The 22,726-nt window shown below is 46.8% G+C and carries 20 protein-coding genes and 1 pseudogene; 15 read left to right on the forward strand and 6 right to left on the reverse strand.

Annotated elements, in window-relative coordinates; all coding sequences use genetic code 11:
• Nucleotides 1–55: 55 nt before the first annotated feature.
• The 3 genes from NSS82_RS03245 to nadE all read left to right on the forward strand — a co-directional run bounded on the left by NSS82_RS03245 (nucleotide 56) and on the right by nadE (nucleotide 3,205).
• Entirely contained in the window at nucleotides 56–1,672 is a 1,617-nt protein-coding gene (locus tag NSS82_RS03245; RefSeq protein ID WP_081394564.1) for a two-component system sensor histidine kinase NtrB, read from the forward strand.
• Between the two features lie 120 nt (nucleotides 1,673–1,792).
• Nucleotides 1,793–2,227, forward strand: a complete 435-nt coding sequence (locus tag NSS82_RS03250; protein WP_036676813.1) for a BrxA/BrxB family bacilliredoxin — start codon at nucleotides 1,793–1,795, stop codon at nucleotides 2,225–2,227.
• 168 nt (nucleotides 2,228–2,395) lie between these two features.
• The gene (nadE, locus tag NSS82_RS03255; RefSeq protein ID WP_036676815.1) at nucleotides 2,396–3,205 is read left to right on the forward strand and encodes an ammonia-dependent NAD(+) synthetase; all 810 of its coding nucleotides are present in this window, start codon (nucleotides 2,396–2,398) and stop codon (nucleotides 3,203–3,205) included.
• 95 nt (nucleotides 3,206–3,300) lie between these two features.
• Here the strand turns inward: nadE and NSS82_RS03260 are convergent, their stop codons facing one another.
• Nucleotides 3,301–4,128 carry an alpha/beta hydrolase gene (locus NSS82_RS03260; protein ID WP_036676817.1) on the reverse strand — a complete coding sequence of 276 codons (828 nt, stop codon included), beginning with the start codon at nucleotides 4,126–4,128 and terminating at the stop codon, nucleotides 3,301–3,303.
• A gap of 209 nt (nucleotides 4,129–4,337) precedes the next feature.
• Here NSS82_RS03260 and acpS point away from each other — a divergent pair, with 209 nt between their 5' ends.
• Both acpS and mutY read left to right on the forward strand, forming a co-directional pair.
• Nucleotides 4,338–4,736 (forward strand): holo-ACP synthase, encoded by a 399-nt coding sequence (gene acpS, locus NSS82_RS03265; protein WP_076138411.1) that lies wholly within the window; start codon nucleotides 4,338–4,340, stop codon nucleotides 4,734–4,736.
• A 37-nt stretch (nucleotides 4,737–4,773) separates the two neighbouring features.
• The gene (gene mutY, locus NSS82_RS03270; protein ID WP_076273189.1) at nucleotides 4,774–6,057 is read left to right on the forward strand and encodes an A/G-specific adenine glycosylase; all 1,284 of its coding nucleotides are present in this window, start codon (nucleotides 4,774–4,776) and stop codon (nucleotides 6,055–6,057) included.
• A 1,144-nt stretch (nucleotides 6,058–7,201) separates the two neighbouring features.
• On the opposite strand, the gene NSS82_RS03275 is transcribed toward mutY, so the two are convergent.
• Nucleotides 7,202–7,810, reverse strand: coding sequence for a superoxide dismutase (locus NSS82_RS03275; protein ID WP_036676820.1), 609 nt, complete (start codon nucleotides 7,808–7,810; stop codon nucleotides 7,202–7,204).
• A gap of 484 nt (nucleotides 7,811–8,294) precedes the next feature.
• Between NSS82_RS03275 and NSS82_RS03280 the strand changes: the two genes are divergently transcribed.
• The 5 genes and pseudogenes from NSS82_RS03280 to folE all read left to right on the forward strand — a co-directional run bounded on the left by NSS82_RS03280 (nucleotide 8,295) and on the right by folE (nucleotide 11,766).
• On the forward strand, nucleotides 8,295–8,714 hold the full coding sequence (locus NSS82_RS03280) for a GNAT family N-acetyltransferase (protein ID WP_036676822.1): 420 nt from the start codon (nucleotides 8,295–8,297) through the stop codon (nucleotides 8,712–8,714).
• Between the two features lie 191 nt (nucleotides 8,715–8,905).
• Nucleotides 8,906–9,514: a signal peptidase I gene (lepB, locus tag NSS82_RS03285; protein WP_036676825.1), complete on the forward strand. Its 609-nt coding sequence runs from the start codon at nucleotides 8,906–8,908 to the stop codon at nucleotides 9,512–9,514.
• Between the two features lie 35 nt (nucleotides 9,515–9,549).
• Nucleotides 9,550–10,746, forward strand: a pseudogene (queG, locus tag NSS82_RS03290) (tRNA epoxyqueuosine(34) reductase QueG); the annotation flags it as partial.
• Nucleotides 10,747–10,875: 129 nt separating this feature from the next.
• Complete coding sequence (locus NSS82_RS03295) at nucleotides 10,876–11,127, forward strand: YneF family protein (protein ID WP_036676828.1); 252 nt, start codon at nucleotides 10,876–10,878, stop codon at nucleotides 11,125–11,127.
• Nucleotides 11,128–11,172: 45 nt separating this feature from the next.
• Complete coding sequence (gene folE / locus NSS82_RS03300) at nucleotides 11,173–11,766, forward strand: GTP cyclohydrolase I FolE (protein WP_036676830.1); 594 nt, start codon at nucleotides 11,173–11,175, stop codon at nucleotides 11,764–11,766.
• A 118-nt stretch (nucleotides 11,767–11,884) separates the two neighbouring features.
• Here folE and NSS82_RS03305 read toward each other — a convergent pair whose 3' ends face one another.
• Nucleotides 11,885–13,063, reverse strand: a complete 1,179-nt coding sequence (locus NSS82_RS03305; protein ID WP_076105973.1) for a Fe-Mn family superoxide dismutase — start codon at nucleotides 13,061–13,063, stop codon at nucleotides 11,885–11,887.
• Between the two features lie 255 nt (nucleotides 13,064–13,318).
• On the opposite strand from NSS82_RS03305, the gene NSS82_RS03310 reads away from it, so the two are divergent.
• Nucleotides 13,319–13,486, forward strand: coding sequence for a hypothetical protein (locus NSS82_RS03310; RefSeq protein ID WP_256715522.1), 168 nt, complete (start codon nucleotides 13,319–13,321; stop codon nucleotides 13,484–13,486).
• A gap of 8 nt (nucleotides 13,487–13,494) precedes the next feature.
• Nucleotides 13,495–14,586: an MATE family efflux transporter gene (locus NSS82_RS03315; RefSeq protein ID WP_256715524.1), complete on the forward strand. Its 1,092-nt coding sequence runs from the start codon at nucleotides 13,495–13,497 to the stop codon at nucleotides 14,584–14,586.
• Here the strand turns inward: NSS82_RS03315 and NSS82_RS03320 are convergent, their stop codons facing one another.
• Entirely contained in the window at nucleotides 14,587–15,627 is a 1,041-nt protein-coding gene (locus NSS82_RS03320; protein WP_139329954.1) for an alpha/beta hydrolase, read from the reverse strand.
• Nucleotides 15,628–15,923: 296 nt separating this feature from the next.
• Here NSS82_RS03320 and NSS82_RS03325 point away from each other — a divergent pair, with 296 nt between their 5' ends.
• A complete protein-coding gene (locus NSS82_RS03325) occupies nucleotides 15,924–16,667 on the forward strand; it encodes an IclR family transcriptional regulator (RefSeq protein WP_036676839.1) in 744 nt (247 codons plus the stop codon).
• 592 nt (nucleotides 16,668–17,259) lie between these two features.
• On the opposite strand, the gene NSS82_RS03330 is transcribed toward NSS82_RS03325, so the two are convergent.
• Together NSS82_RS03330 and acnA are read right to left on the reverse strand one after the other, a co-directional pair.
• Complete coding sequence (locus NSS82_RS03330; RefSeq protein ID WP_256718559.1) at nucleotides 17,260–17,415, reverse strand: hypothetical protein; 156 nt, start codon at nucleotides 17,413–17,415, stop codon at nucleotides 17,260–17,262.
• Between the two features lie 1,071 nt (nucleotides 17,416–18,486).
• Nucleotides 18,487–21,228 (reverse strand): aconitate hydratase AcnA, encoded by a 2,742-nt coding sequence (acnA, locus tag NSS82_RS03335; RefSeq protein ID WP_076106042.1) that lies wholly within the window; start codon nucleotides 21,226–21,228, stop codon nucleotides 18,487–18,489.
• A gap of 115 nt (nucleotides 21,229–21,343) precedes the next feature.
• Between acnA and NSS82_RS03340 the strand changes: the two genes are divergently transcribed.
• The gene (locus tag NSS82_RS03340; RefSeq protein ID WP_218918667.1) at nucleotides 21,344–21,520 is read left to right on the forward strand and encodes a hypothetical protein; all 177 of its coding nucleotides are present in this window, start codon (nucleotides 21,344–21,346) and stop codon (nucleotides 21,518–21,520) included.
• Nucleotides 21,521–21,681: 161 nt separating this feature from the next.
• Nucleotides 21,682–22,713 carry an amidase domain-containing protein gene (locus tag NSS82_RS03345; protein ID WP_080742388.1) on the forward strand — a complete coding sequence of 344 codons (1,032 nt, stop codon included), beginning with the start codon at nucleotides 21,682–21,684 and terminating at the stop codon, nucleotides 22,711–22,713.
• Nucleotides 22,714–22,726 lie beyond the last annotated feature (13 nt).

Raw genomic sequence — 22,726 nt, forward strand, 5'->3', positions numbered from 1 at the left:
ATCGGCAGCATGCTCCTTTCTTTTTCTTTTTCAATGGTGGGTGGACCGTAGATTTGTGACACGGAAAAAGGGGAAGCTTCCAAATGATCAGACCTTTTTGATTTTGGCGTGTACGTTTAGTCTTATCCTGTGCTCTCTTCTTTCGACAACTTTGTTTGGTGTAGCCTATTTAAATTTAGGATTAATCCCTGCGTATATTGGTATTTTATATGGAACTACTCGTTCGGGCATTTTGCTGTCCATTTTTTTGCTTATCTGCAATGTAATCATCGCGGAGCCTACAGGAATCAGTAATGTGATATTGAATTCAGGGATTTTATTATATCCGCTACTGTTTGGACTGGCCAAACCTTTTAAGAAAGGTACAGTAGTTGAGAAGATCGGTATGTTATGGATGATTCTTTGTCCAAGCATGCTATTTATTGCGTTAGTCCCTATTATAGGCGGGAAAAATATATATGAATCTAATTCCGTGCAAGCATTTCTGATTACGGTATATCTGTTTTTCACCATCGCTTTAGGTGGTATTTTTGTATATTATGTTGAGATGGTTAGAAGTAGATTGCAGGATAAAGTACAGATGGAGAATATCAGTGAAAGTTTCCAGTGGGAGTCCGAGAAGCTGCAGCAGATTACCAATGTAGTCCCTCTGAGTATTATGTCTCTGGATGAACACGGAGTTGTAACTGACCTTAACGATTGCATGTTAGGAATGATGCGGGCTCATTATCCCAATTTGCGAAAAGAGGATATTATTGACGAACCGGTAAAAAAGTTTTTTCACAGCTCAGTGGATACACAGGCATATATGCGGGTAAGTGATAATATCCGCTCTAAACGGCGTTCCAGTGAAAAAATGATTCATGAGTCGCGCATCTATCAGATTTATTCAGCGCCGTTAATGCATAAGAGCTCAGGGGTAACAAGTGGTGCTGTAATTATTGTGCAGGATATGACCAATGAGGAAAAACTACGTGTAGAGCTCGATCATGTGGAACGTTTGAGCTTGGTCGGGCAGATGGCTGCTGGAATTACCCATGAGATTCGTAATCCTATGGCGGTAGTTCGGGGTTTTTTGCAGCTGATGAGAGAAAAGAGTGCTCAAGAATTGGATTCTTATTATCAGATTGTGATGGAAGAGCTGGACCGCGCTAATAGTATTATTAATGATTTTTTATCCTTGGCACAGAGCCGGGTTTCTGATAAAGAGAAGGTGCTGCTGCACCATATTATAGAAGAAGTTAGTCCATTGCTGTGGGCTGATGCTAATCTTCGCGGTCAAAGTGTTGAACTGAAGCTGAGCCCATCACTGCATGAATTAGAGCTGAATGTCCGGGAAATCAAGCAGCTCATACTCAATTTAGGACGCAACGGCATGGAGGCTATGGGACCTAAGGGGGTGCTGACGCTGGAAACACGCAGTACTCATGATAAAGTGGAGTTGATTGTCACCGATAGCGGCGTTGGTATGTCAGAAAGTCAACGTGAGAAGCTGTTTCTTCCCTTTTTTACGACGAAAATCCAGGGAACAGGTCTAGGCTTATCCTTGTGCCTAAGTATTGTGGAGCGGCATAACGGTAAAATAAATGTAGAGTCTGTAGAAGGAGAGGGGACGGTATTTACGATCTCCTTCCCATTGGATAAGGAGGAACCCAGCGGGGTTCGCTCTTAGATTGAATCACCCTCTACAGCATCTCTTGCTTTCACAGAGTATGAATGTATAATAAAGTTAGTAAGTACTGCTGTAATATTATCTGACAAACAGTTGAAAAGTGAAGGAGAGTGCAGAGAAATGTCCATGTCTTTTAATCAATATATGAGAGATTCAATTCAGCCTATGCGTGATGACCTGACAAGTATCGGGTTTCAGGAGCTTATGACTCCAGAAGAGGTGGAAGCTACTCTTCCAACCGCAAAAGGAACATCGCTTGTAGTCGTAAATTCGGTCTGTGGTTGTGCTGCTGGACAATGTCGTCCAGGTGTAGCTCAGGCTTTGCAAAATGAAATCACTCCGGATCACTTGTTCACAGTGTTTGCAGGTCAAGAGAAAGAAGCTACTGCTAAAGCACGTGAATATTTTGCTCCTTATCCGCCATCCTCACCTTCCATCGCACTGATGAAGGATGGAGAACTCGTTCACTTTATTGAACGTCATGGCGTAGAAGATCGTTCGGCTGCTGAAATTGCTGCTGAATTGAAAGAGGTCTTCAATCGTTTGTGCCAGTAAAAACAGTTATTCCATATAATCTCGCATCAGCCGGCAAATCGGCTGCATGCGGGATTTTTCAAAATATAAGAGCAATAATGGGATAGAATATGCTTAGAAGCATGAGCTTCGTTTGGGTGGATATTTTGATGGATATGGAACCATTTCTGATGGAACGAGGTGTGTTTGGTGAGTTTACAGAAGGAAATTATTGCGGATCTTGGCGTGAAGCCAACGATTGATGTAGAGGTTGAGGCACGCAAACGGGTTGATTTCTTAAAGTCGTACGTGCTGAACGCAGGGGCTAAAGGATTATTGATCGCCATTAGTGGTGGAGTGGACAGTGCGGTAGCCGCGGGTCTTTGTAAACAGGCTACGGACGAGCTGTCGGCAGAAAAAGGCACAGAGTATATGACGCTTGGAGTATTCCAGCCTTATGGGGTTCAGGAAGATATCGAGCACAGCTATGATGTTGCCAAAGCTTTTAATCTGACTCATACTGTGGAGACCAACATTGAGGAAGCTGTAAATGAAATTGCCCTTGAAGTTGAGCATGGTCTGAAATCAATAGGCCAACACCGCCATATGACGCATCAAGGCAAAGGAAATGTTAAAGCCAGAACACGTATGGTTATGCAATATGCACTCGCTTTTGAGAACAATCTGATTGTAGTAGGAACGGATCATGCTTCTGAAGCAATTACCGGCTTCTACACGAAGTGGGGCGATGGCGCTGTAGATATTACACCACTATCCACACTTAATAAACGTCAGGTACGTCAGCTGGCTGCACATATTGGTGTGCCTGCGGATATTGTCACAAAAGCACCTACGGCGGGCTTATGGCCGGGTCAGACGGATGAAACCGAGCTGGGCATTACTTATGACGATAACAGCGACTATCTGGAAGGTAAACAGGTTAATCCTGAGGTAGCTGAGAAGCTTGAGAATTATTACCGGAGAACGGCACATAAGCGTAATGTTATTCCGGGGATTTAGAATAGGTTGAACTAGAAATCGCCACGGGTCTGCGTAGCAGCAGAGCTCGTGGCGGTTTTTGTGAGTTGGATAGCTGGATAGACTAAGAAGAATAATTATTCTGTAAGCGTAAGTGTCTGATCGATAAAATTAGTTGTCGCAGCAATCGCGAGCTCTAATTGCGGAGTCGTGCCAGCAAAAGGATGCACAGTGTTGAACGTATGATTACCCTCAGGAACCTGCACCCAGCTAATATCTGGCCGAAGTTTGATGAGATGCTCAGACCCTTGGCGGAGATGTACTCCATCTTGACTGCCTTGAATAAGAACAACTGGGAAGGACGCTTTCTGTATGCGTTCAAGGATGTTATAGCGTTCTTTGTTGTTCTCCATATCTTCTAAAATTACAGCATCCAGCGGCATTTGTTGGCCAGTACGTCCATTAAGGACATAGGTTCTTCCTGTTTCCTTCATCTGCTGCTTTTGTTCTTCCGTCAGCAAATCGAGTTTCGTAACCCCGTTCCAGGAGATTACTCCGCTGATCTCATTGGGATGATCAAGCGTGTAGACCAAACAAATTCCCCCTCCGAGACTGTGGCCGAGAAGGAATAAGGGCAGGCTGCCGAATTTCGGGTGTTGGCTAAGATAGGACAACAGGATTTCCATGTCCTTTAAGCTGCGGCGATAGGTGTTGCGGGCGAACTTCTCAAGCTCAGTGAAATGCAGCAGATCTTCCCCGATGCCAGCATGAGAGAAGTTAAAAGTAATTACTTCATGCTCTTGGCTGAGAGTTGTGGCTATGTAAGGAAACATTCCCCAATCTTTAAAACCTTTGTAGCCATGGGCTATAACTATAACGCTTTTGGCTTTGCCTTGGGCTGGGAAGTGTGAGCAGCGGAGAACAGCTCCGTCTCCGGCAGGTATTTCAAAATTACGATGATTCATAGGGTAATCCCCTCTCCATATATAAAAATGAAGTAAATCAGCTAGTCTATCGTGAAGTCGCTGGATAGTCTTATTAGACTTAAAGCGCATTTTCTTTTAAGATAGCAGAAAGAATCTTGCAGGACTATTACTTTTAATAATACTTCATATGATTGATCATACCATTATTGAAGCAAAATGGGATACACGTCCATAAGGAGCGTGAAGTGTTGATTTACGGAATCGGACATGATGTGTTAGAAATTGAACGAATCTCAGAGGTAATAAATAGAGGACTGGGTAAGAAATTTAACCAGCGGGTCTTAACAGAGCAAGAATATCAACTTGCTGAAGAGCGAAGCGGGAGGTTGGCTGAGTTCGTAGCCGGGCGTTTTGCTGCCAAGGAAGCAGTTGTGAAGGCTTTAGGCTGTGGCATCGGCAATGTAGTTGGGTTTCAGGATATTGAGATATTGCCTGATGTTAAAGGAAAACCAGAGGTAACTTTATCGTGTGAAGCCTGGAGCAGACTAGATCTGCCAGATGGACAGCGGTATACCATTCATCTTACGATAACACATGGCCGTGATTTGGCTTCGGCTTTTGCCGTCGTGGAAGGGCCAGGTTCATAAATTGAACCCTGATTATAGAAGGGCAAGGAGCGTTATAATGACACAACAAGATCTACAAGTTCAAGACGAACAGGAGCTGCAGGAGGCTAAGCAATATTTCAGCTATCATTTGCTGGAGTGGTATCAAGGGCAGAAACGGGATTTGCCTTGGCGTCGGCACCGCAATCCTTATTATATTTGGATTTCTGAAATAATGCTGCAGCAGACAAGGGTGGATACGGTAATCCCGTATTTCAATCGGTTTATCGAAAGGTTTCCTACCGTGGAGTCGCTCGCCGATGCACCAGAAGAGGACGTGCTTAAGTGCTGGGAAGGCTTAGGTTATTATTCTCGTGCTCGCAATATACAGCATGCGGCCAAACAGGTCAAAGAGCTGTATGGCGGGCAGGTGCCGAATGATCGCGAGGCTGTGTTCAGTTTAAAGGGAGTGGGACCTTATACGGCAGGGGCTATCCTTAGCATTGCGTTCAATCGGCCGGAGCCAGCGGTCGACGGCAATGTGATGCGGGTGTTGTCCCGATACTTCCTGATAGAGGATGATATCGCCAAGGGACCCACCCGCGTAAAAATGGAGCACTTGGCAGCTGAACTGATCCCGGAGGGGGAAGCGGCATCTTTTAATCAGGCCCTGATGGAGCTCGGGGCGCTCGTATGCACTCCTAAGTCACCGCGCTGTTTAACCTGCCCGGTGATGGAGCATTGCGCCGCGCGCCTGGCGGGCTGCGAGACCTCGCTGCCCGTCAAGACCAAGGCCAAGCCGCCGCGCCCTGAGGAGCGGCTGGCGGCCTTAATCGAGGGCCGCGGTGCCTACGCGGGCCAAGTGCTCATCCGGCAGCGGCCACAAAGCGGGCTGTTAGCCCGCATGTGGGAGCTGCCGCACTGGCCGGCGCCGCCTGTGGAAGGCGGCGCCAAAGGCGCGCGGCTGCCGGAAGCAGCGGCGCTGGACCGGCTGCGCCGGTCACTGCGGGAGGCCGGGATCTCTGCCCGGCCTGAAAAGCACTGGATGGCTGCTGAGCATATCTTCAGCCATATCGTGTGGACGCTGCAGGTGTACCGCTGCAGCGTAGAGGACGCCCTTCCGCTGCCGATAGCGGCAGAAGGACGGGCGGTGTACAACGCGGACGCGGACTTGTTCTCAGGGATCGACAGCAGCATGCCTATCGAGAGATTTGAGGACGGGAACGCTAGTCCAGAGGACGGCGGAGCAGTGCGCTGGATCAGCCGCGGAGACATGGCTAACTATGCGTTCCCTAACGTTTTTCTGAAGCTATTGAACCTTTATTTTGATGAGCAGGAAGAGCGGGCGAAGCTAGAGAAGTAGAAGATTCGCCGTGTTGTGTTGCTAAAGCACTAAATGTACAAAACCTCAGTTTGATGTATGCGCCTAAGTAGAATCGTATGCTCCTAAGTATGGTCGTATGCGCCTAAGCATGGTCGTATGCACCTAAGCATGGTCGTATGCACCTAAGCATGGTCGTATGCACCTAAGTAGGGTTGTATGCACCTAAGTATGGTCGTATGCACCAAAGTATGGTCGTATGCACCAAAGTATGGTCGTATGCACCAAAGTATGGTCGTATGCACCAAAGTATGGTCGTATGCACCTAAGCATGGTCGTATGCACCAAAGTATGGTCGTATGCACCTAAGTAGGGTCGTATGCACCTAAGTAGGATCGTATGCACCTAAGTAGGATCGTATGCACCAAAGTATGGTCGTATGCACCTAAGTAGGGTCGTATGCGCCTAAGTAGGGTCGTATGCACCTAAGTATGGTCGTATGCACCTAAGTATGGTCGTATGCTTCAGTCTCTTCGTAGCAAATCTTTGTTTATTTGGCTCAGACTAGTTCAGTCTTGTTCCAACTAAATTCTTCTGGTGTTCCTATGGCTACGAGAGTGAGTGAAATTTAATTAGGGAATTCTTCCCTAAAAAAAGGTCGATTTGGCTTGTAATTGATCACTTTAGGGAAAACCTCCCTAATAATTTGGCGAATATCGGTTTTATGCCCATAACGGATGATTTTTAGGGAGTATTTCCCTAATTACATGTGTTTATGGAGCCTATCGCAGATTTTCAGGGAGTTATTCCCTAATCTATTGCTCAGCGACTCCAAAAGCAGATTTTCGTAAGCCGAGTATAGATTTATTGCGATTTATTCCGATCCAGTGTATCCATTTAAGCGACGCAAGCGGCGTGAAATGCGGTGTCTGGGAGGATATCAAACAATCAATCAATCAATCAATCAATCAATCAATCTCTGTCTCTGTCTCTATCTCTATCTCTATCTGTATCTCTATCTGTATCTCTATCTGTATCTCTATCTCTATCTCTATCTCTATCTCTATCTGTATCTCTATCTGTATCTCTCTATATCTCCAACCTAAACAAAAAAGGTATCCCATAGCCAATTCGGCTCTGAGATACCTTCTTTTTTAGTTCAATGGCTTAAGCCAAATGTAATTTCTTATTTTGCGCTTTCGTAACGTTTGCCAACTTCTTCCCAGTTTACTACGTTCCAGAACGCTTTGATGTAATCAGGGCGTTTGTTTTGGTAGTTCAGGTAGTAAGCGTGCTCCCATACATCCAATCCGAGGATTGGAGTAGCGCCTTCGCTGATTGGGTTGTCTTGGTTAGGTGTGCTTGTTACTGCCAGTTTGCCATCTTTAACAACTAGCCAAGCCCAGCCGCTGCCGAAACGAGTAGTTGCTGCTGCTGCGAAATCTTCTTTGAATTTTTCGAATCCGCCCAGTTCCTTATCGATAGCTTCAGCCAATGCACCAGTTGGTGCGCCGCCGCCGTTTGGTCCGATAACTTCCCAGAACAGGGTGTGGTTAGCGTGTCCGCCACCATTGTTGCGAACAGCAGTACGGATAGCTTCAGGTACAGCGTTCAGATCTGTAAGAAGCTCTTCAATGCTTTTGCTTTGCAATTCAGGTGCTTTTTCCAAAGCTGCATTCAGATTAGTTACATATGTGTTATGGTGTCTGTCATGGTGAATTTCCATCGTCAATGCGTCGATGTGTGGTTCGAGTGCGTTGTTCGGATAAGGAAGTGCCGGTAATTGAAATGCCATGGAAAAATCCCTCCTGAGTTATATTAGAATTTTGTTATAGATAAAGAATTCTGGCGAACTAACGTCAAAATCCTTTATTGTAAATATGTACTATAGGGTATTCGCCCGATAGGATACCTTAATTAAACCGTATCTAGACCAATAATGCAACACTAAACAAACATAAATGTTTATAAAGTATAATTGGAGAGGGAAAGGGTTTTACAATTGTATTTGGAATGTTAAAATTAATAGTCCCCAATCCTATAGACATATATCCTTATAAATACCCTTTTAATGAAGAAATGAACCCCATCTAAAATGTAAACGCTTGATATTAAGCGCTTTCAAAAGAAAAATGATGATATCACGAGAAAAGTGTGCTTTAATAGATTTAAAAGCAGGTATTCCTCGGTATTTGATGCTTTTTTTTATTTTCTCTATGTTAAGGGAACCCCTTCTTTTTGTTAAATTCATAAGCCATAGACAAGGGAGATTTTAAAGAATGCACGTTCGTTCCTTTCAATTAAGCGACGTTAGCCCTGTGACTGATTTGCTGCAAACCGCATTATCGGAAGAGTGTTTCGAGAACACTATCGAGCCTTTCTCCAGGCAGCTTTCATGGGATTCAGATCTCATTGTAGTTGCGGAAGATGAAGAAGAAATTGTTGGAGCACTGATTGGTACGATTGAGAAAAACCACGGTTGTTATTTCCGGATTGCTGTACATCCTGATTATCGCCGCAGAGGAGTCGGCAGAAGTCTGGTATCGGCTATGGAATCCAGGTTTCAAGCTCGTAAAGTCAGTGGTATCTATGTAGCCGTCGATGAGCATAATTCTTTTGCTTTGCCATTGTATGAAGCTATGGGATATAGCGAGAATCAAATCTTCAAATCTGTCCGGAAGCTGAGCATTGTTGGGTAATTTTGATCACTCAGCTGCGAAAGCGGAAACATTTTCTAGAAAAAAGAACTATAGCTGACGATATAGTCTGTTTCATTCATACTCGAGCGTATTTCCCAGAAGTCCATTGCTAATGGCTGGGAGATATGCTTTTTTATTGTTATAATATCTGCAAGTATAATCTTCAATTATTGAGAACAAGAGGTGACATATTGAATCAGGAGCCCCAAGTAGATTACACGAGAAATAGGAAACAAAGACATAGATCCTCCAGATCCAAGACTACCCTGGGCGGTCGTTTGGTCTCGGAAATGAAGGATTGGCTGCTTACAGCTGTGATTGTTTTTGCTGTGATGTCTGTTCTTAATGTTTTTGTGTTCAATATATCAACAGTTAAAGGTCAGTCTATGCAGCCAACACTCTGGGAAGGAGAAAGGCTCTTCATTAATAAAATTTCATTGCTGTTCGTAAATCCAAAACATGGTGATGTTGTCATTCTTCATGATCCAAGTACCGGTCCTAGTCATAAGGAGTATTTAGTGAAGCGGGTGATTGGCATACCTGGAGATATCATAGAGGTACGGAATCATCAGTTATACGTAAATGGAAAAATAGTGAATGAGCCCTATATCGATACTGAGATTGAAGATCCGGATTTTGCAGCGTTAACCGTAGAAGGTGGCAATTATTTTGTAATGGGCGATAACCGTCATGCATCAGCCAGCAAGGACAGCCGTTACTTCGGCTCTATTTCACAGGATATGATTGTCGGCAGGGCTGATTATATATGGTGGCCTCTGTCAAAACTGAATAGATTATAAGAAAGTAAGCGAAGATATGAAAGGAGAAGGCGGAAATGACCAATACATTTCAGTCATCGTATGCTCCCCCGCCTTCCAAGTGGGCACAGCTTAAAGCAGAGATTCAGGAGGCTGCGACATCACTCGGTATTGATGATATCGGGTTTACAACAGCAGAACCTTTTTTATATTTAAAAAATATACTGCAAGACCATCGGGACAAAGGATATGAATCTGGCTTCGAGGAACCCGATCTGGATAAAAGGACAGTTCCAGCATTGTCTTCTGGAGACAAGCCGTTATCTATTATTTCGATTGCAGTAGCTTATCCATCTAAAATGGAGAAACCTCCTAAATCTGAGCCGGGTGCACGTAGGGGCATCCTCGCCCGGGCATCTTGGGGCAGGGATTATCACCATGTGCTGAGGGAAGCCTTAAGTAAGCTAGAGGAATTTATTCACGAGCGTGTACCGGAGGCTGTGCTGGAAAGCATGGTGGACACCGGTGTTCTAGTAGATAGAGCGGTAGCGGAAAGAGCGGGAATAGGCTTTAGCGGCAAAAATTGTTCTATCATCTCGCCCAAATGGGGATCATGGATTTATCTTGGGGAAATGGTTACGAACATTCCTTTTGCTCCGGATGAACCTGTTGAAGAAGGCTGCGGGGAGTGTACCAAGTGTATTGATGCTTGTCCGACCGGAGCGCTGGTGGGTCCGGGGCAGCTTAACGCACAGGCTTGTATTTCTTTTTTGACGCAGACTAAAGGGTTCCTTAGCGAGGAGTATATGACCAAGATCGGCAACCGTCTATACGGCTGTGATACTTGCCAGATTGTATGTCCCAAGAATAGAGGTAAGAACTGGAATCATCGCCCTCAGATGCAACCTGATCCTGAAATCGTGAAGCCGCTGCTGCTGCCGATTCTGGATCTTAGCAATCGTGAGTTCAAAGAGAGATTCGGCAATAGCTCAGCAGCCTGGAGAGGCAAAAAGCCGATGCAGCGAAATGCGATCATTGCCCTAGGCAATTTCAAGGAAGCCGGGGCTGTGCCAAAGCTATCAGAAATTGTTCTGAAAGAACCGCGGCCAGAGATGCGGGGCACTGCTGCTTGGGCGCTTGGACGTATTGGCGGTGATGAGGCTCTAGCGGCTGTAGAAGCGGGTTTAGAGCGCGAGGAGGATGGCACGGTGAGGGAAATGCTAAGCCGGGCGCAGGATGTGCTCCTTACTGGGAAGAAGGCACGGGAGGACAGCGATATTAATGGAGGAAAAAGTTCATAGACAGGTTGCATATTGCCAATTGCTGTCCAGTTCCTGAAATGCTATGATAGATTCGCGTGCCATATGGCGATGCAGACAATAGAGTGTAGAGGTGGGCTTTAGATGAGTATCGCATTACCTATTATTACATTGGTCGTAGGTCTCATCGGTGGTTTTTTCATCGGTGTATATTATCTGCGCAAACAAATGACAAACATGCAGAATGATCCTGAAATGCTGCAAAAGGTTGCAAAGCAAATGGGTTATAACCTGAACGGGAAGCAAATGCAGCGTGCCCAGCAAATGATGAAGACTCAGGGACAGCCAGGTGCGCGCCCTGGAGCAGCTAAAGGGAATAAACGTAGAAGTAAGTAACCGGGTCCGGATAACATGTATACGGGTGCGGAAGGGGGAGACATCATGGGGAACATCAAGGAATATGTGAACGGTAAAGTTGCAGAGAACCGTGAGCAAATCGAGTATCACGTTGAGAAAATATTAGAATTAATCGGTGAAGATACCGGCCGCGAGGGACTGCTGGAAACACCGGCACGTGTTACGCGGATGTACGAGGAGATATTCGGCGGTTATTCGATAGATCCCCGCGAAGCGCTCGGCGTTACTTTTGATGAGTCTCATGAAGAGCTAGTGATCGTTAAGGATATCGTCTATTACAGCCAATGTGAACACCACATGGCTCCTTTCTTTGGTAAAGTGCATATAGGATACATTCCGAGCGGACGTATTGCTGGGCTCAGCAAATTAGCTCGGCTTGTTGAAGCAGTAAGCCGGCGTCTACAGGTTCAAGAGCGCATTACGGCGCAAATTGCTGATATTATGACGGAGGTGTTAGGCCCCCACGGTGTTATGGTTGTTGTGGAGGGAGAGCATCTGTGTATGTGTGCACGCGGAGTGAAGAAGCCAGGCAGCAAAACGGTAACTATGGCTACTAGAGGGGTCTTCCGTGAGGATGCCGCCGCTCGTGCGGAGTTTCTAAGCTTGATTAAGGAATAAATATCGGGGTGCATACCTCGAAATTGGAAGGACCCATCGTTCACGTAATGTGAATGATGGGTCCTTTTTGGTCAGGCTGTGGGAATAAGAGTGATGTTCACTGTGAATTGAAATAATATCAAAAGGGCTTCCAGGCCAGTTTACTGGCAGCAGCATAACGTTCTGAGACGTAAGGCCAGTTAACGACCTTCCACCAATCCTCAATATAATCGGCCCGATTATTCTGATGTTTAAGGTAATAGGCATGCTCCCATACATCCAGAGCCAGTAACGGAACAACGTCCCATTGTGACAGGTTCTGATGTTTCTCCGCAGTCAAAATCTCCAGTCTATGACTGCGTGGACTCCAGACGAGAATAGCCCAGCCGCCACCTTCAACCTTATTCGCAGCTTCTGTGAACTGTTTCTTGAAGTTGTCATAGCTGCCGAAGCTTTGTTCAATGGCTTCCAGTAAGGCTCCAGTTGGACGCCCGCCACCTTGAGGTGACATTACGTTCCAGAAGATTGTATGGAGATAGTGGCCAGCCCCATTAAAGGCTAGCTCCCGTTCCCAATGCTTAACAAGATCGAAATCTCCTTTCTTGCGAGCCTCGGCTAGCTTGTTCTCCGCTTTGTTTAGTCCATCTACATAACTTTGATGGTGTTTATCATGATGAATCCGCATGGTTTTCTCATCGATGTATGGTTCCAGCGCATTATAAGCATAAGGCAATGGAGGCAGTGTATGCCCGCCAATTGGCACAGCACTCATTTCACGAATATCAAGGATAGTATCTGTAGAAGGAATAAGTCCCTCATTCCGCGTGACATTGTCCTCTTCTGTTCTTACGACATAGTCGGCTGCTGTATAATCTCTCATAATTTGCGTGAGCTGTCCGGGCGAGCTCAAAGTGTGTAGTACGGCAAGGAAATACTCTGATTCACGAATAATATGCAGGATCACAGTGGTAGCAAGGGGGACGGCTTTGACGGCTGCGCTGCTTTCCATGATGGCAAAAAGCTGCCGAACAAATTCTTGGGATTGGGTACAGGAGATGTGCAGCAGCTTTTCTGTTTCCGCAGTGAGTTCAGCCTGACTTGGTGGAGAAGCAGAGAGGGCAGAATTCAATAACTGTTGAGCGGCCATCTCTGTGGCACCGAAGACCACCGCCCATTCATCCAGCAGTTTAACATAGGGCTCCTCCAGGTTAGGTACGATTGCTTTGATAACCTCGGTATGCTCTTTCTCTTGTGTTTTCCAGAATACGATTTCTTCTAAAATACGTACTGGCAGCATCGGCCCGTATACATATAACATTCCAAGAAAACCTCCCGTGATATGTCTTCATCAGTCCATTATATGTGTGCTCATGATAGCTTATGAAGAGCATAAGAACGCGATAATAATATCGTTGACAACCGTTTGATATGGTGAAATAATACAGGAAAATAAAGGCAATGATACCGAAAGGTACAACCTCGCGAAAAGGAGGGTGTACCTTTTTTTGTCGTGTGGACCGATTAATGAAATCCTTTGGGGTAGCAGAAAAACTTTGAGAAATGAGATGAGGGTATGAACAAGCTTGAGAAGAAACAATTTTATAATCAGCTGTTAAAATTAGCGGTACCGATATCCCTCCAAAGTCTAGTCATGGCGGTGCTGTATTTAGTAGATCAATTGATGGTAGGGCAGCTTGGGGGAGTAAAGATCGAAAGAGCATCACACCACTACTGGGATTAAGTCTTGGAATTGGCCTGATATTGTCGGGTTCATTTACGATAGTTGTTTTTTTCAACCCTCGGCTATGCCTGTCTATTTTTACAACGGATAAAGAAGTGTTGGAGAAGGGGTACATTTTTCTAAAAATCGTTGCCCTCAGTTATATTCCAACGATGTTGACGATGCTCTATTCGGCGGTTCTACGAAGTTCAGGACATGTAAAGTATCCAATGGGTGTGAGCATAGCTGCTGTAGGACTGAATATTATTTTAAACTATGCGCTTATTTTTGGGCATTGGGGGTTTCCAGAGCTTGGACTTGCAGGTGCGGCATATGCAACGTTAATCTCACGTATAGTCGAAAGTACCTTGATCATCGGAGCTGTGTATCGCGGGAAACTGCCGGGTGCCGGAGGAATTAAGGAGCTGAGTTCGTTTTCGAAAGCGCTGTGTATACCTTTTTTAAGAACGATAGCGCCTATTGTTTTAACGGAATTGGTTTGGGTTTTAGGTGAAGCTTGTTATTCCGTAATATATAGCCGTATGGGCACAGCAGAGATGACCGCTATGACAGTGACCTTTCCGCTGCAGGGGTTGACGATTGGACTTCTGGCTGGGCTTTCTGGTGCAGCTGGGATTATGGTCGGACATAAGCTGGGAGAGAATAATAATGCAGGTGCTTTTCAGTATGCTCGTTTTTTTGTTCGAATAGGAGTAGGGATTTCATTGCTGCTTGGTGTTCTTATTGCTGTTCTAGCCCCGCTCTACGTCTCAGCCTTTAACTTAACAGTGGAAGAACGCCGAATGGCCACTTCTGTTATCTGCTTTTTTGCTCTTTTTTTATGGATAAAGGTGGGCAATATGATGATTGCGGGAGGGATTCTGCAGAGTGGTGGCGATAGTAAGTTCGTCTTTATTATGGAAGCCTCTACAACTTGGTTGCTTGGGGTGCCTCTAGGGCTACTGTTGTCATGGGGATGGAAACAGCCTCTTCCCTGGGTATACTTCTTTCTGTCCCTGGAAGAGGCTGTTCGATTGGTTATAGGTTACGTGCGTTTTCGCCGTGGTAAATGGTTGAAGCAACTGACCCATCAGGGGACAGAGGCGGATTGTAGTGCTTAACTAGTTACTTGCCATCGCCGGCTGATTGCCATTGTAGGTTTTGGCTAGTTGAACATTTCCTAAGAAAGCAGAGACTCGCCGCAAATACTCACGCGGGTGCTCACGGAACAGCAATTCATGATGGCTGCCCTCTACGACCCAGGAATCTGAGAACGGATTGCTTTGGTTCGCGGCCAGCTTTTCTGCAATAGGATAAGGAGCTTTATCATCTTCGGTTCCATGCATGAGTAGAATAGGGAAAGGATAATCTTCGGATTTGACCTTCGCATAAGGAATTTGATTCAGCCCCGTACCGTTCAGAACTGGGAACAGCATTTCCATAATCGCCAGGGAAGGCTGGCGGGGCAGATCAATATTTTGCTTAATATTATGATACAGCGTATCTGGCTCTAACAAAAAGGTACTGTCCAGAATCATCGCGTCAATGTCCTCTGATACTAATCCTGTTTGCAGTGCTGTGCCTGCTCCCATGGAGAAGCCCCATACAACTAACTCCTCAGCTCCACGTTCCTTAGCAAAATCAATAGCGCCTAGAAGCTGCTGGGATTCTTTTTTACCCCCGGTTGCAATATCCTTGTTGCCTTGGGCAGCAAAGCCGTAATCAAACATCACGACATTGAAATTCAGACTGTGTGCATAGTGAGCGAGATCGTACATAGGTACCCAAGATTCTTCACGGTTGGCGCCATAGCCATGGCTGAACACGATCGTTTTGGTAGCCCCTTCGGAGGGAATATACCAGCCGCTCATCATTCGACTGCCGTCTTTAGCTGGAAACGTCACATCCTCGTATGCGAGACCTTTGGCCTGCATGGGATTGGAATACAGAGGTGCGACCGTTGGATTAGATAATACCCAGGCGATATAGCCATGAAGTGAGACAAAGCAGAAGGCTAAAAAGAAAAAAATAGATAATAGCAGTGCAACGATAATATGCTTCACACGAATCATCCGCAGCGATAGCCGGGACGAACTGCCTTGTTTAGGTAGTTTAGGTCGACGGGAGACGGTTGTGCCGGTTTGGCGAGTTGCCAGATCCATATGGTCCCCTCCTAAGAATGATGTGAGTACTAGTGCCTAGAAGAATTTGTAAAAATGATTCTAAAGCATCAGTAGATAATTTAATATGTTAATCGTATGAAAAAGCCCTTACAAAGTCAATGAATTAGACGCTTTTGTAATGTAACTGTAAAGTGCGGCCCAACCTTTTCCGGCACATTTTTGGCACAACTCCGGAGGAGTGAATATACTGGACTTTCCATAGAGTTTTGCACTAAGATAGAGTTAGTTATAATGTAACCGAGTTTCATTTGATGAAACACGAGGGGGAGATTGTCATGGAGGACCGAAAGCTTACAGTGCGTGCGGTAGAACGTGCGCTTGATATATTGCTTTGTTTTACGCAGGACAGAGATTTAGGGTTGACGGAGATCGCTTCAAAGATTGATTTACATAAAAGTACCGTCCATCGGCTGCTGGCAACCTTGGAGGAAAAGGGCTTCCTCATTCGTAATCCGGCCACTGAGAAATACAGCCTGGGTATACGAATTTGGGAATTGTCTACGCATTTGCCTGCTTTTGATGAGTCGGCTGCGGTATTGTTGCCGTCAATGGAACGGCTGCGGGATCGGCTAGGGGAGACCGTTAGTTTATACTTACGCGACGGCATAGAACGTGTGCGGATTCAGGCGGTTCAGAGTCAGCAGGCCATACGGCGAGTGGCGCAGATCGGTGCGAGATTGCCTTTATCTGTGGGCGCATCAAGTAAAGTGCTGGCAGCCTATGCTCCTCCAGAGGTGCTGAAAGAATTGCTGGAGAGTTCGGGATGGCCGGACTACGTTGAGAAGGATGTCTATCAAGAGCAGCTTAATGACATTATCCGGCTCGGATATGCCACCAGTTTCGAGGAACGCGAGCCCGGCGCGGCCGCGGTGGCGGTGCCTGTTACGGGGCGCAGTGGAAATGTGATCGCGGCGTTATCACTGTCAGGTCCAGTAAGTCGCCTATCAAGGGATACGTTAGTGGAATATGCCGCGGTACTGAAGGAAGCGGCTAGTGAAATGGGCATGATGATTCCTTAATTCGCTGGCTGAGACATATAAGAAACTAAGCAGCGATCTCTCTGTTACTGGAGGATCGCTGTTTTGATGTTTTGGGGAGGGATGCTTAGTCGATTGTGGGTAAAGTGGCAGGAAACGATGGGTAACTGAGGGGGAATTGATGGCCTGATGAGTGACTGATCAGTAACTGATGGATAAATTGATGGCTGACTGATGGGTAACTGACGGTCTGACGGGTAACTTGGGATGATAGATGCGTAACTGACGGCTAATCAACAGCTAACTGATGACTAACTAACGGCTAACGGCTCCCCACCTTGCGTTTGTATGGTGAGCTTCAGTGAATATACGTACCTTTGGGAGCCTCAGTAACTCGTAATGCTGAGGCACGAGCGTTTGAACCCAGGGCCTAGATAGGCAGAGGGACGGAGGGGCGGGAGGGTAGAGAAACCACCACGAACCCACGAACCCACGAACCCACGAACCCACGGGCCAATGAACCCACGAGCCAATGAACCCACGAGCCAATGAACCTACGAGCCAACGAGCCAACGAGCCAACGAACTCACGAGCCAACGAACCTACGAGCCAACGAACCTACGAGCCAACGAACCTACGAGCCAACGAACCTACGAGCCAACGAACCTACGAGCCAACGAGCCAACGAACCCACGAACCCACGAACCCACGAACCCACGAACCCACGAACCCACGAACCCACGAACCCACGAGCCAATGAACCCACGAACCCACGAGTCAATGAACCCACGAACCAATGAACTCATGAACTCATGAACTCACGAACTCACGAGTCAACGAACCCACGAGCCAATGAACCAACGAACTCACGAACCCACGAACCCACGAACCCACGAACCCACGTATCTCATAACTCGTACACAAGTAATCTCGGGTTGTTATTTAGATCTTCCCTGAGGCTTCCGGACTCAGAAGACGCTATTTGCCCATTTAAAGCCTTTTGGGCATAGTTTCGGACCCCAGTGCAGCTATTCGACCCAAACGGGAACCTTTAGCGCGTTTTTCATGCCAATAGCGACTATGGAGTCCGATCGCACGCCAAAAGTCGGATAATCGAGCGTATAGGGTCATCTGGGTCCGATAGCGCTGAATCCTAAGCGTCCCTTGAGGCGTGCGGACTCAGGGGACGCTATTTGCGAATTTAAAGCCATTTTGGCAGAGTTTCGGACCCCATTGCAGCTATTGAACCCAAACGAGCACCTTTAGCGTGTTTTTTATGCCAATAGCGACTATGGAGTCCGATAGCACGCCAAAAATCGGATAATCGAGCGAATAGAGTCATCTGAGTCCGATCATGCGGAATCCTAGGCGTCCCTTGAGGCGTGCGGACTCTGGGGACGCTATTTGCGAATTTACAGCCAGTTTGGCATAGTTTCGGACCCCAGTGCAGCTATTCGACCCAAACGGGAACCTTTAGTGTGTTTTTCATACCAATAGCGACTATGGAGTCCGATTGCATTCCAAAAGCCGGATAATCCAGCGTATAAGGTCAGCTAGGTCCGATAGCGCCGAATCCTACTGATGCCCGAGGCTTACAGGTCCCGAAGTCGGATATAGCTACGTTTAAAGCCGGCTGATTCCGTAAGTTGTCCGTGAATTGCTTCGAGCTGCTCCTATGCGCGAATATCATCGAATCAAACGACGCTTGGAGTTTGGAACCAGCAACGCAGCAATGGTGAAGATCCAAAAGACAAGGGCACCCCACCCGCCACAAATTGGCTGCTGGAACCACCCCATAAAAAAGGGACTGCTCACAGCCACTCATGGCCGTGAAACAGTCCCTTTTTAAGTTACTTTAAACCTATTCTACCGACACCGCGGAAGAGTCTGTAGCATCTGCCAGCATCTGGCGAAGAACAGTCTGCAGGATACCGCCGTTGCGATAGTAATCAATATCGACTGTACTGTCGAGTCGTGCAATGACAGGGAAATCGAATTGTGTGCCGTCTTCACGGGTAGCCGTGACAGTTAGCTCTTGACTTGGTGCCACGTTGTTATCGAGACCAGTAATATTGAAGGTCTCGCGTCCGGTCAGTCCCAAGCTGCTCCAGCCGTGGCCTTCTTGGAATTGAAGTGGGAGTACACCCATACCGACCAGATTGCTGCGGTGAATCCGCTCAAAGCTTTCAGCGATAACTGCTTTAACGCCAAGCAGAAGCGTACCCTTAGCTGCCCAGTCACGTGAGCTTCCTGTACCGTACTCCTTACCAGCGATGACGATCAGATTTTGTCCAGCATCCTGATAGAGCATGGAAGCATCATAGATGGACATAACCTCGTCGCTTGGCAAGAAGGTAGTAACGCCGCCTTCTGTACCAGGAGCTACTGCGTTACGAATCCGAATGTTAGCGAACGTACCGCGCATCATGACTTCGTGGTTTCCGCGGCGGGAGCCGTAGGAGTTGAAGTCTGCACGTTCTACACCATGATCGCGCAAATATTCGCCAGCAGGACCAGAGGTAGAGATATTACCCGCTGGTGAGATATGGTCGGTTGTCACGGAATCAGCAAGCAGCGCTAGAACGCGTGCATCTTTGATATCCTTGATGTCTCCCAGACCGTCTGCCAGATGTTCGAAGAATGGCGGATTCTGGATGTACGTGGAATTATCATCCCACTCATACAGCTCGCCTTGCGGAACAGGAATCGAATTCCAACGTTCGTTAGCGGTGAATACATTTTCGTATTTGCTACGGAACATCTCCGGACTAAGGGAGAGACCAATGGCTTCACGAATTTCAGCAGTAGTTGGCCAGATATCTTTCAGGAATACTGGCTCACCTTGTGGATCAAATCCAAGTGGCTCAGTCTGCAAATCGATATTTACTGTACCAGCCAGTGCGTAAGCAACTACGAGCGGCGGTGAGGCCAAGTAGTTAGCTTTTACCTGAGCATGTACGCGGCCTTCAAAGTTCCGGTTACCGGAGATGACTGCGGCTACGGTCATGTCATTGTCAGTAATGGCTTGACTAACTTCTTCAGGCAATGGACCGGAGTTACCGATACAAGTGGCACAGCCATAACCAGCCAAGTAGAAGCCTAATGCTTCGAGTGGCTTCAGCAAGTCTGCTTTTTGCAGGTATTCAGTAACCACCAAGGATCCTGGAGTCAAGCTGCTCTTAACGTAATCTGGTTTGGTCAGACCACGTTCCACAGCTTTTTTCGCCAAAAGACCTGCTCCAAGCATAACGCTAGGGTTAGAAGTATTCGTACAGCTAGTAATAGCTGCGATTACGACTGCACCTGTGCTGAGCTTGCTAGTAGTATCGTTTTTGTGCTGTACTTCTACGACTTGAGCGATTTTCTCATCGCTGAGACCATAACCGCCTTTGTCTACAGGTGTACGGATAATGCCTTCGAAATTTTCTTTCATATGCGTAAGTTCGATCCGGTCTTGCGGACGTTTTGGTCCAGCCAAGCTAGGAACGACAGAAGCTAAGTCAAGCTCAATCACATCGCTGAACTCAGGGTCTGGCGTATCCGAGGTACGGAACATCCCTTGCGCTTTGTAATAAGATTCAACCAACGCCACCAGATCATCCGGACGACCCGTGCTGCGAAGATAAGCGAGTGTCTCGTCATCTACAGGGAAGAAACCAATAGTTGCTCCGTATTCTGGCGCCATGTTGGCAACAGTTGCCCGGTCAGCCAGACTGATGTTAGCAAGGCCGGGTCCGTAGAATTCGACGAATTTGCCGACTACGCCCTTTTTACGCAACATTTCAGTTACTGTCAGTGCCAAATCCGTTGCTGTAGCCCCTTCGATAAGGCTGCCTGTAAGCTTGAAGCCCACTACATCAGGTGTAACAAAATAGAGCGGTTGTCCAAGCATTCCTGCTTCAGCCTCAATGCCACCTACACCCCAGCCCACAACACCCAGACCATTGATCATCGTGGTATGGGAGTCCGTTCCTACAAGGGAATCTGGATAAACGACAGTTTCACCATCGATAGTTTTAGTAGTGGCAACGGAAGCTAAATACTCTAGATTTACCTGGTGCACGATACCTGTTGCCGGTGGAACTGCACGGAAGTTGTTAAAAGCTGTCTGTGCCCAACGAAGGAAACGGTAACGCTCCTCGTTGCGTTCGAACTCAACGTTCATATTGTATTCCAAGGCGTCTGCTGTACCGAAAGCATCAACCATGACAGAGTGGTCAATTACAAGGTCAACCGGGACAAGCGGATTGATCTGTTTAGGATCTCCTCCGGCTTTTTTTACAGTATCACGCATAGCTGCGAGATCCACGACTACCGGAACTCCGGTGAAATCCTGAAGCACGATACGAGCAGGGATAAATGGAATTTCTTTATTACGGTCAATGTCACCTGACCAATCGGCCAGTTGTTTCACATGTTCTTCAGTAATTGCCCGTCCGTCAAACTGACGAACAGCAGCCTCTAGTAGGACTTTGATCGAAAAAGGCAGGGAAGAAATAGAGCCCAATCCTTGTTCCTCAAGGGACTTCAGATCATAATAGCGATAAGATTTGCCGCCTGATTCCAGGGTCCGAGCCAATGAAAAATGATCCTTGCTTGGCATATATGCGCCTCCTTGTTTCGTCTAATGAAACCCAATTTCAAATTGCTTCTAGCTTAATTATAACGGTTACAAAGTGGGGAGTAAAGTTTTTTTTCCTACATCTAAAGCCCGAATTATGCCTGAGAAAATGCCAAGCTACCCTTCCATTGTTATATTGTATCGTTTCGGGATATTCTTTTTACCTCAAAAAGAGCCATTAAAAGGAGATAATACGAAGGAATTCACCGGAATCCTTGGTTTTACTTATTTATTAGGGGAAATGCAGGCAGAATTTCTCTTCCTCAGTTATTAGGTGATATGGTCCTCGTTGTCGATGTTTGATTGAGATGTCGTACTTGGGGTTAGAGTTTTTACTTGAAACATCCTTAACTATTCAACCGATCTGTATAGCGGCCTGTTTCCTTTCATATACATAGAACAGCAGTTAAAAGGGAAAGAAGGGGCGCGAGTATAATGGAACAACAGTGGAAGCAAAGTCTTTATGTATATGTTGATCAAGTGAATAAGGCCAGGGTGGAGCCTAAGTCATCATCGCATACCGTTTCCGTGTCCGTTAAGGATCCGCGTTTTCTGGTAGAACAAGGGGAGCGTTCAAGACGTCTTGCTGAGTGGTATAAAGAACGTGGGATAACTCCTTTGCGCGGAGAGACAGGGGTTAAGACTTTGCGGACCGTCCGGCAGACTCCGACCGAGGTAGTAGCAGAGGTTACACTGCATAGTGCGCTTTATTATGAAAAAGGCGGCGTTAACCACCGCGAGGATATTATCGAGCTGGAGCGGCTGACCTTTGTACGGGACGGTGGGGGCTGGGAGATTGCTGGAGTGGAACGAAGTGTCCCTGAAAGAAATACGGTTCATCGGGCAGAGGTAGAGCTATCGGGCAGACTATCCAAATGGGGAGAGGCTTTGCCGGCACCGCTGCCATCACAGCCCCTGCTTAACCGGAATGTTCTCGGAGAAATTGCCGGTTCAAGAGAGGTTCGTTATAACCGTGAAGAAGCTGTGGCGTATGCCGACCGCTGGTGGAAAGACGGCAATCCGGAGTTCGAAACCTTCGAGGTGGACTGCACAAATTATGTCTCCCAATGTCTCTTTGCAGGGGGAGCACCTATCAACTATACTGGTAAAAGAGAAACGGGCTGGTGGTACAAAGGTTACCAAGGCAAACAAGAATGGTGGAGCTATAGCTGGGCTGTATCAGACAGTCTGCAACGCTATTTGAGCGGAAGTCGGAGCAGTGGCTTGCGTGCGGAAGTCATGGAGCGGCCGGAGCAATTGATGCTGGGCGATATCATTCAATATGACTGGGATGGCAACGGGCAGTATCAGCACAGCACAATCGTCACAGCTTTTGATGCAGGAGGCATGCCGCTTGTGAATGCACGTACCGTTAGCAGCCGTCATCGCTATTGGGACTATCGTGATTCCTACGCATGGACTGATCAAACGAAATACCGTTTTTTTCATATTAACGACTACTTATAGTACAGAAAGAGGT

The organism is Paenibacillus sp. FSL H7-0735 (assembly GCF_038008505.1).
Lineage (GTDB): Bacteria > Bacillota > Bacilli > Paenibacillales > Paenibacillaceae > Paenibacillus_AQ > Paenibacillus_AQ odorifer.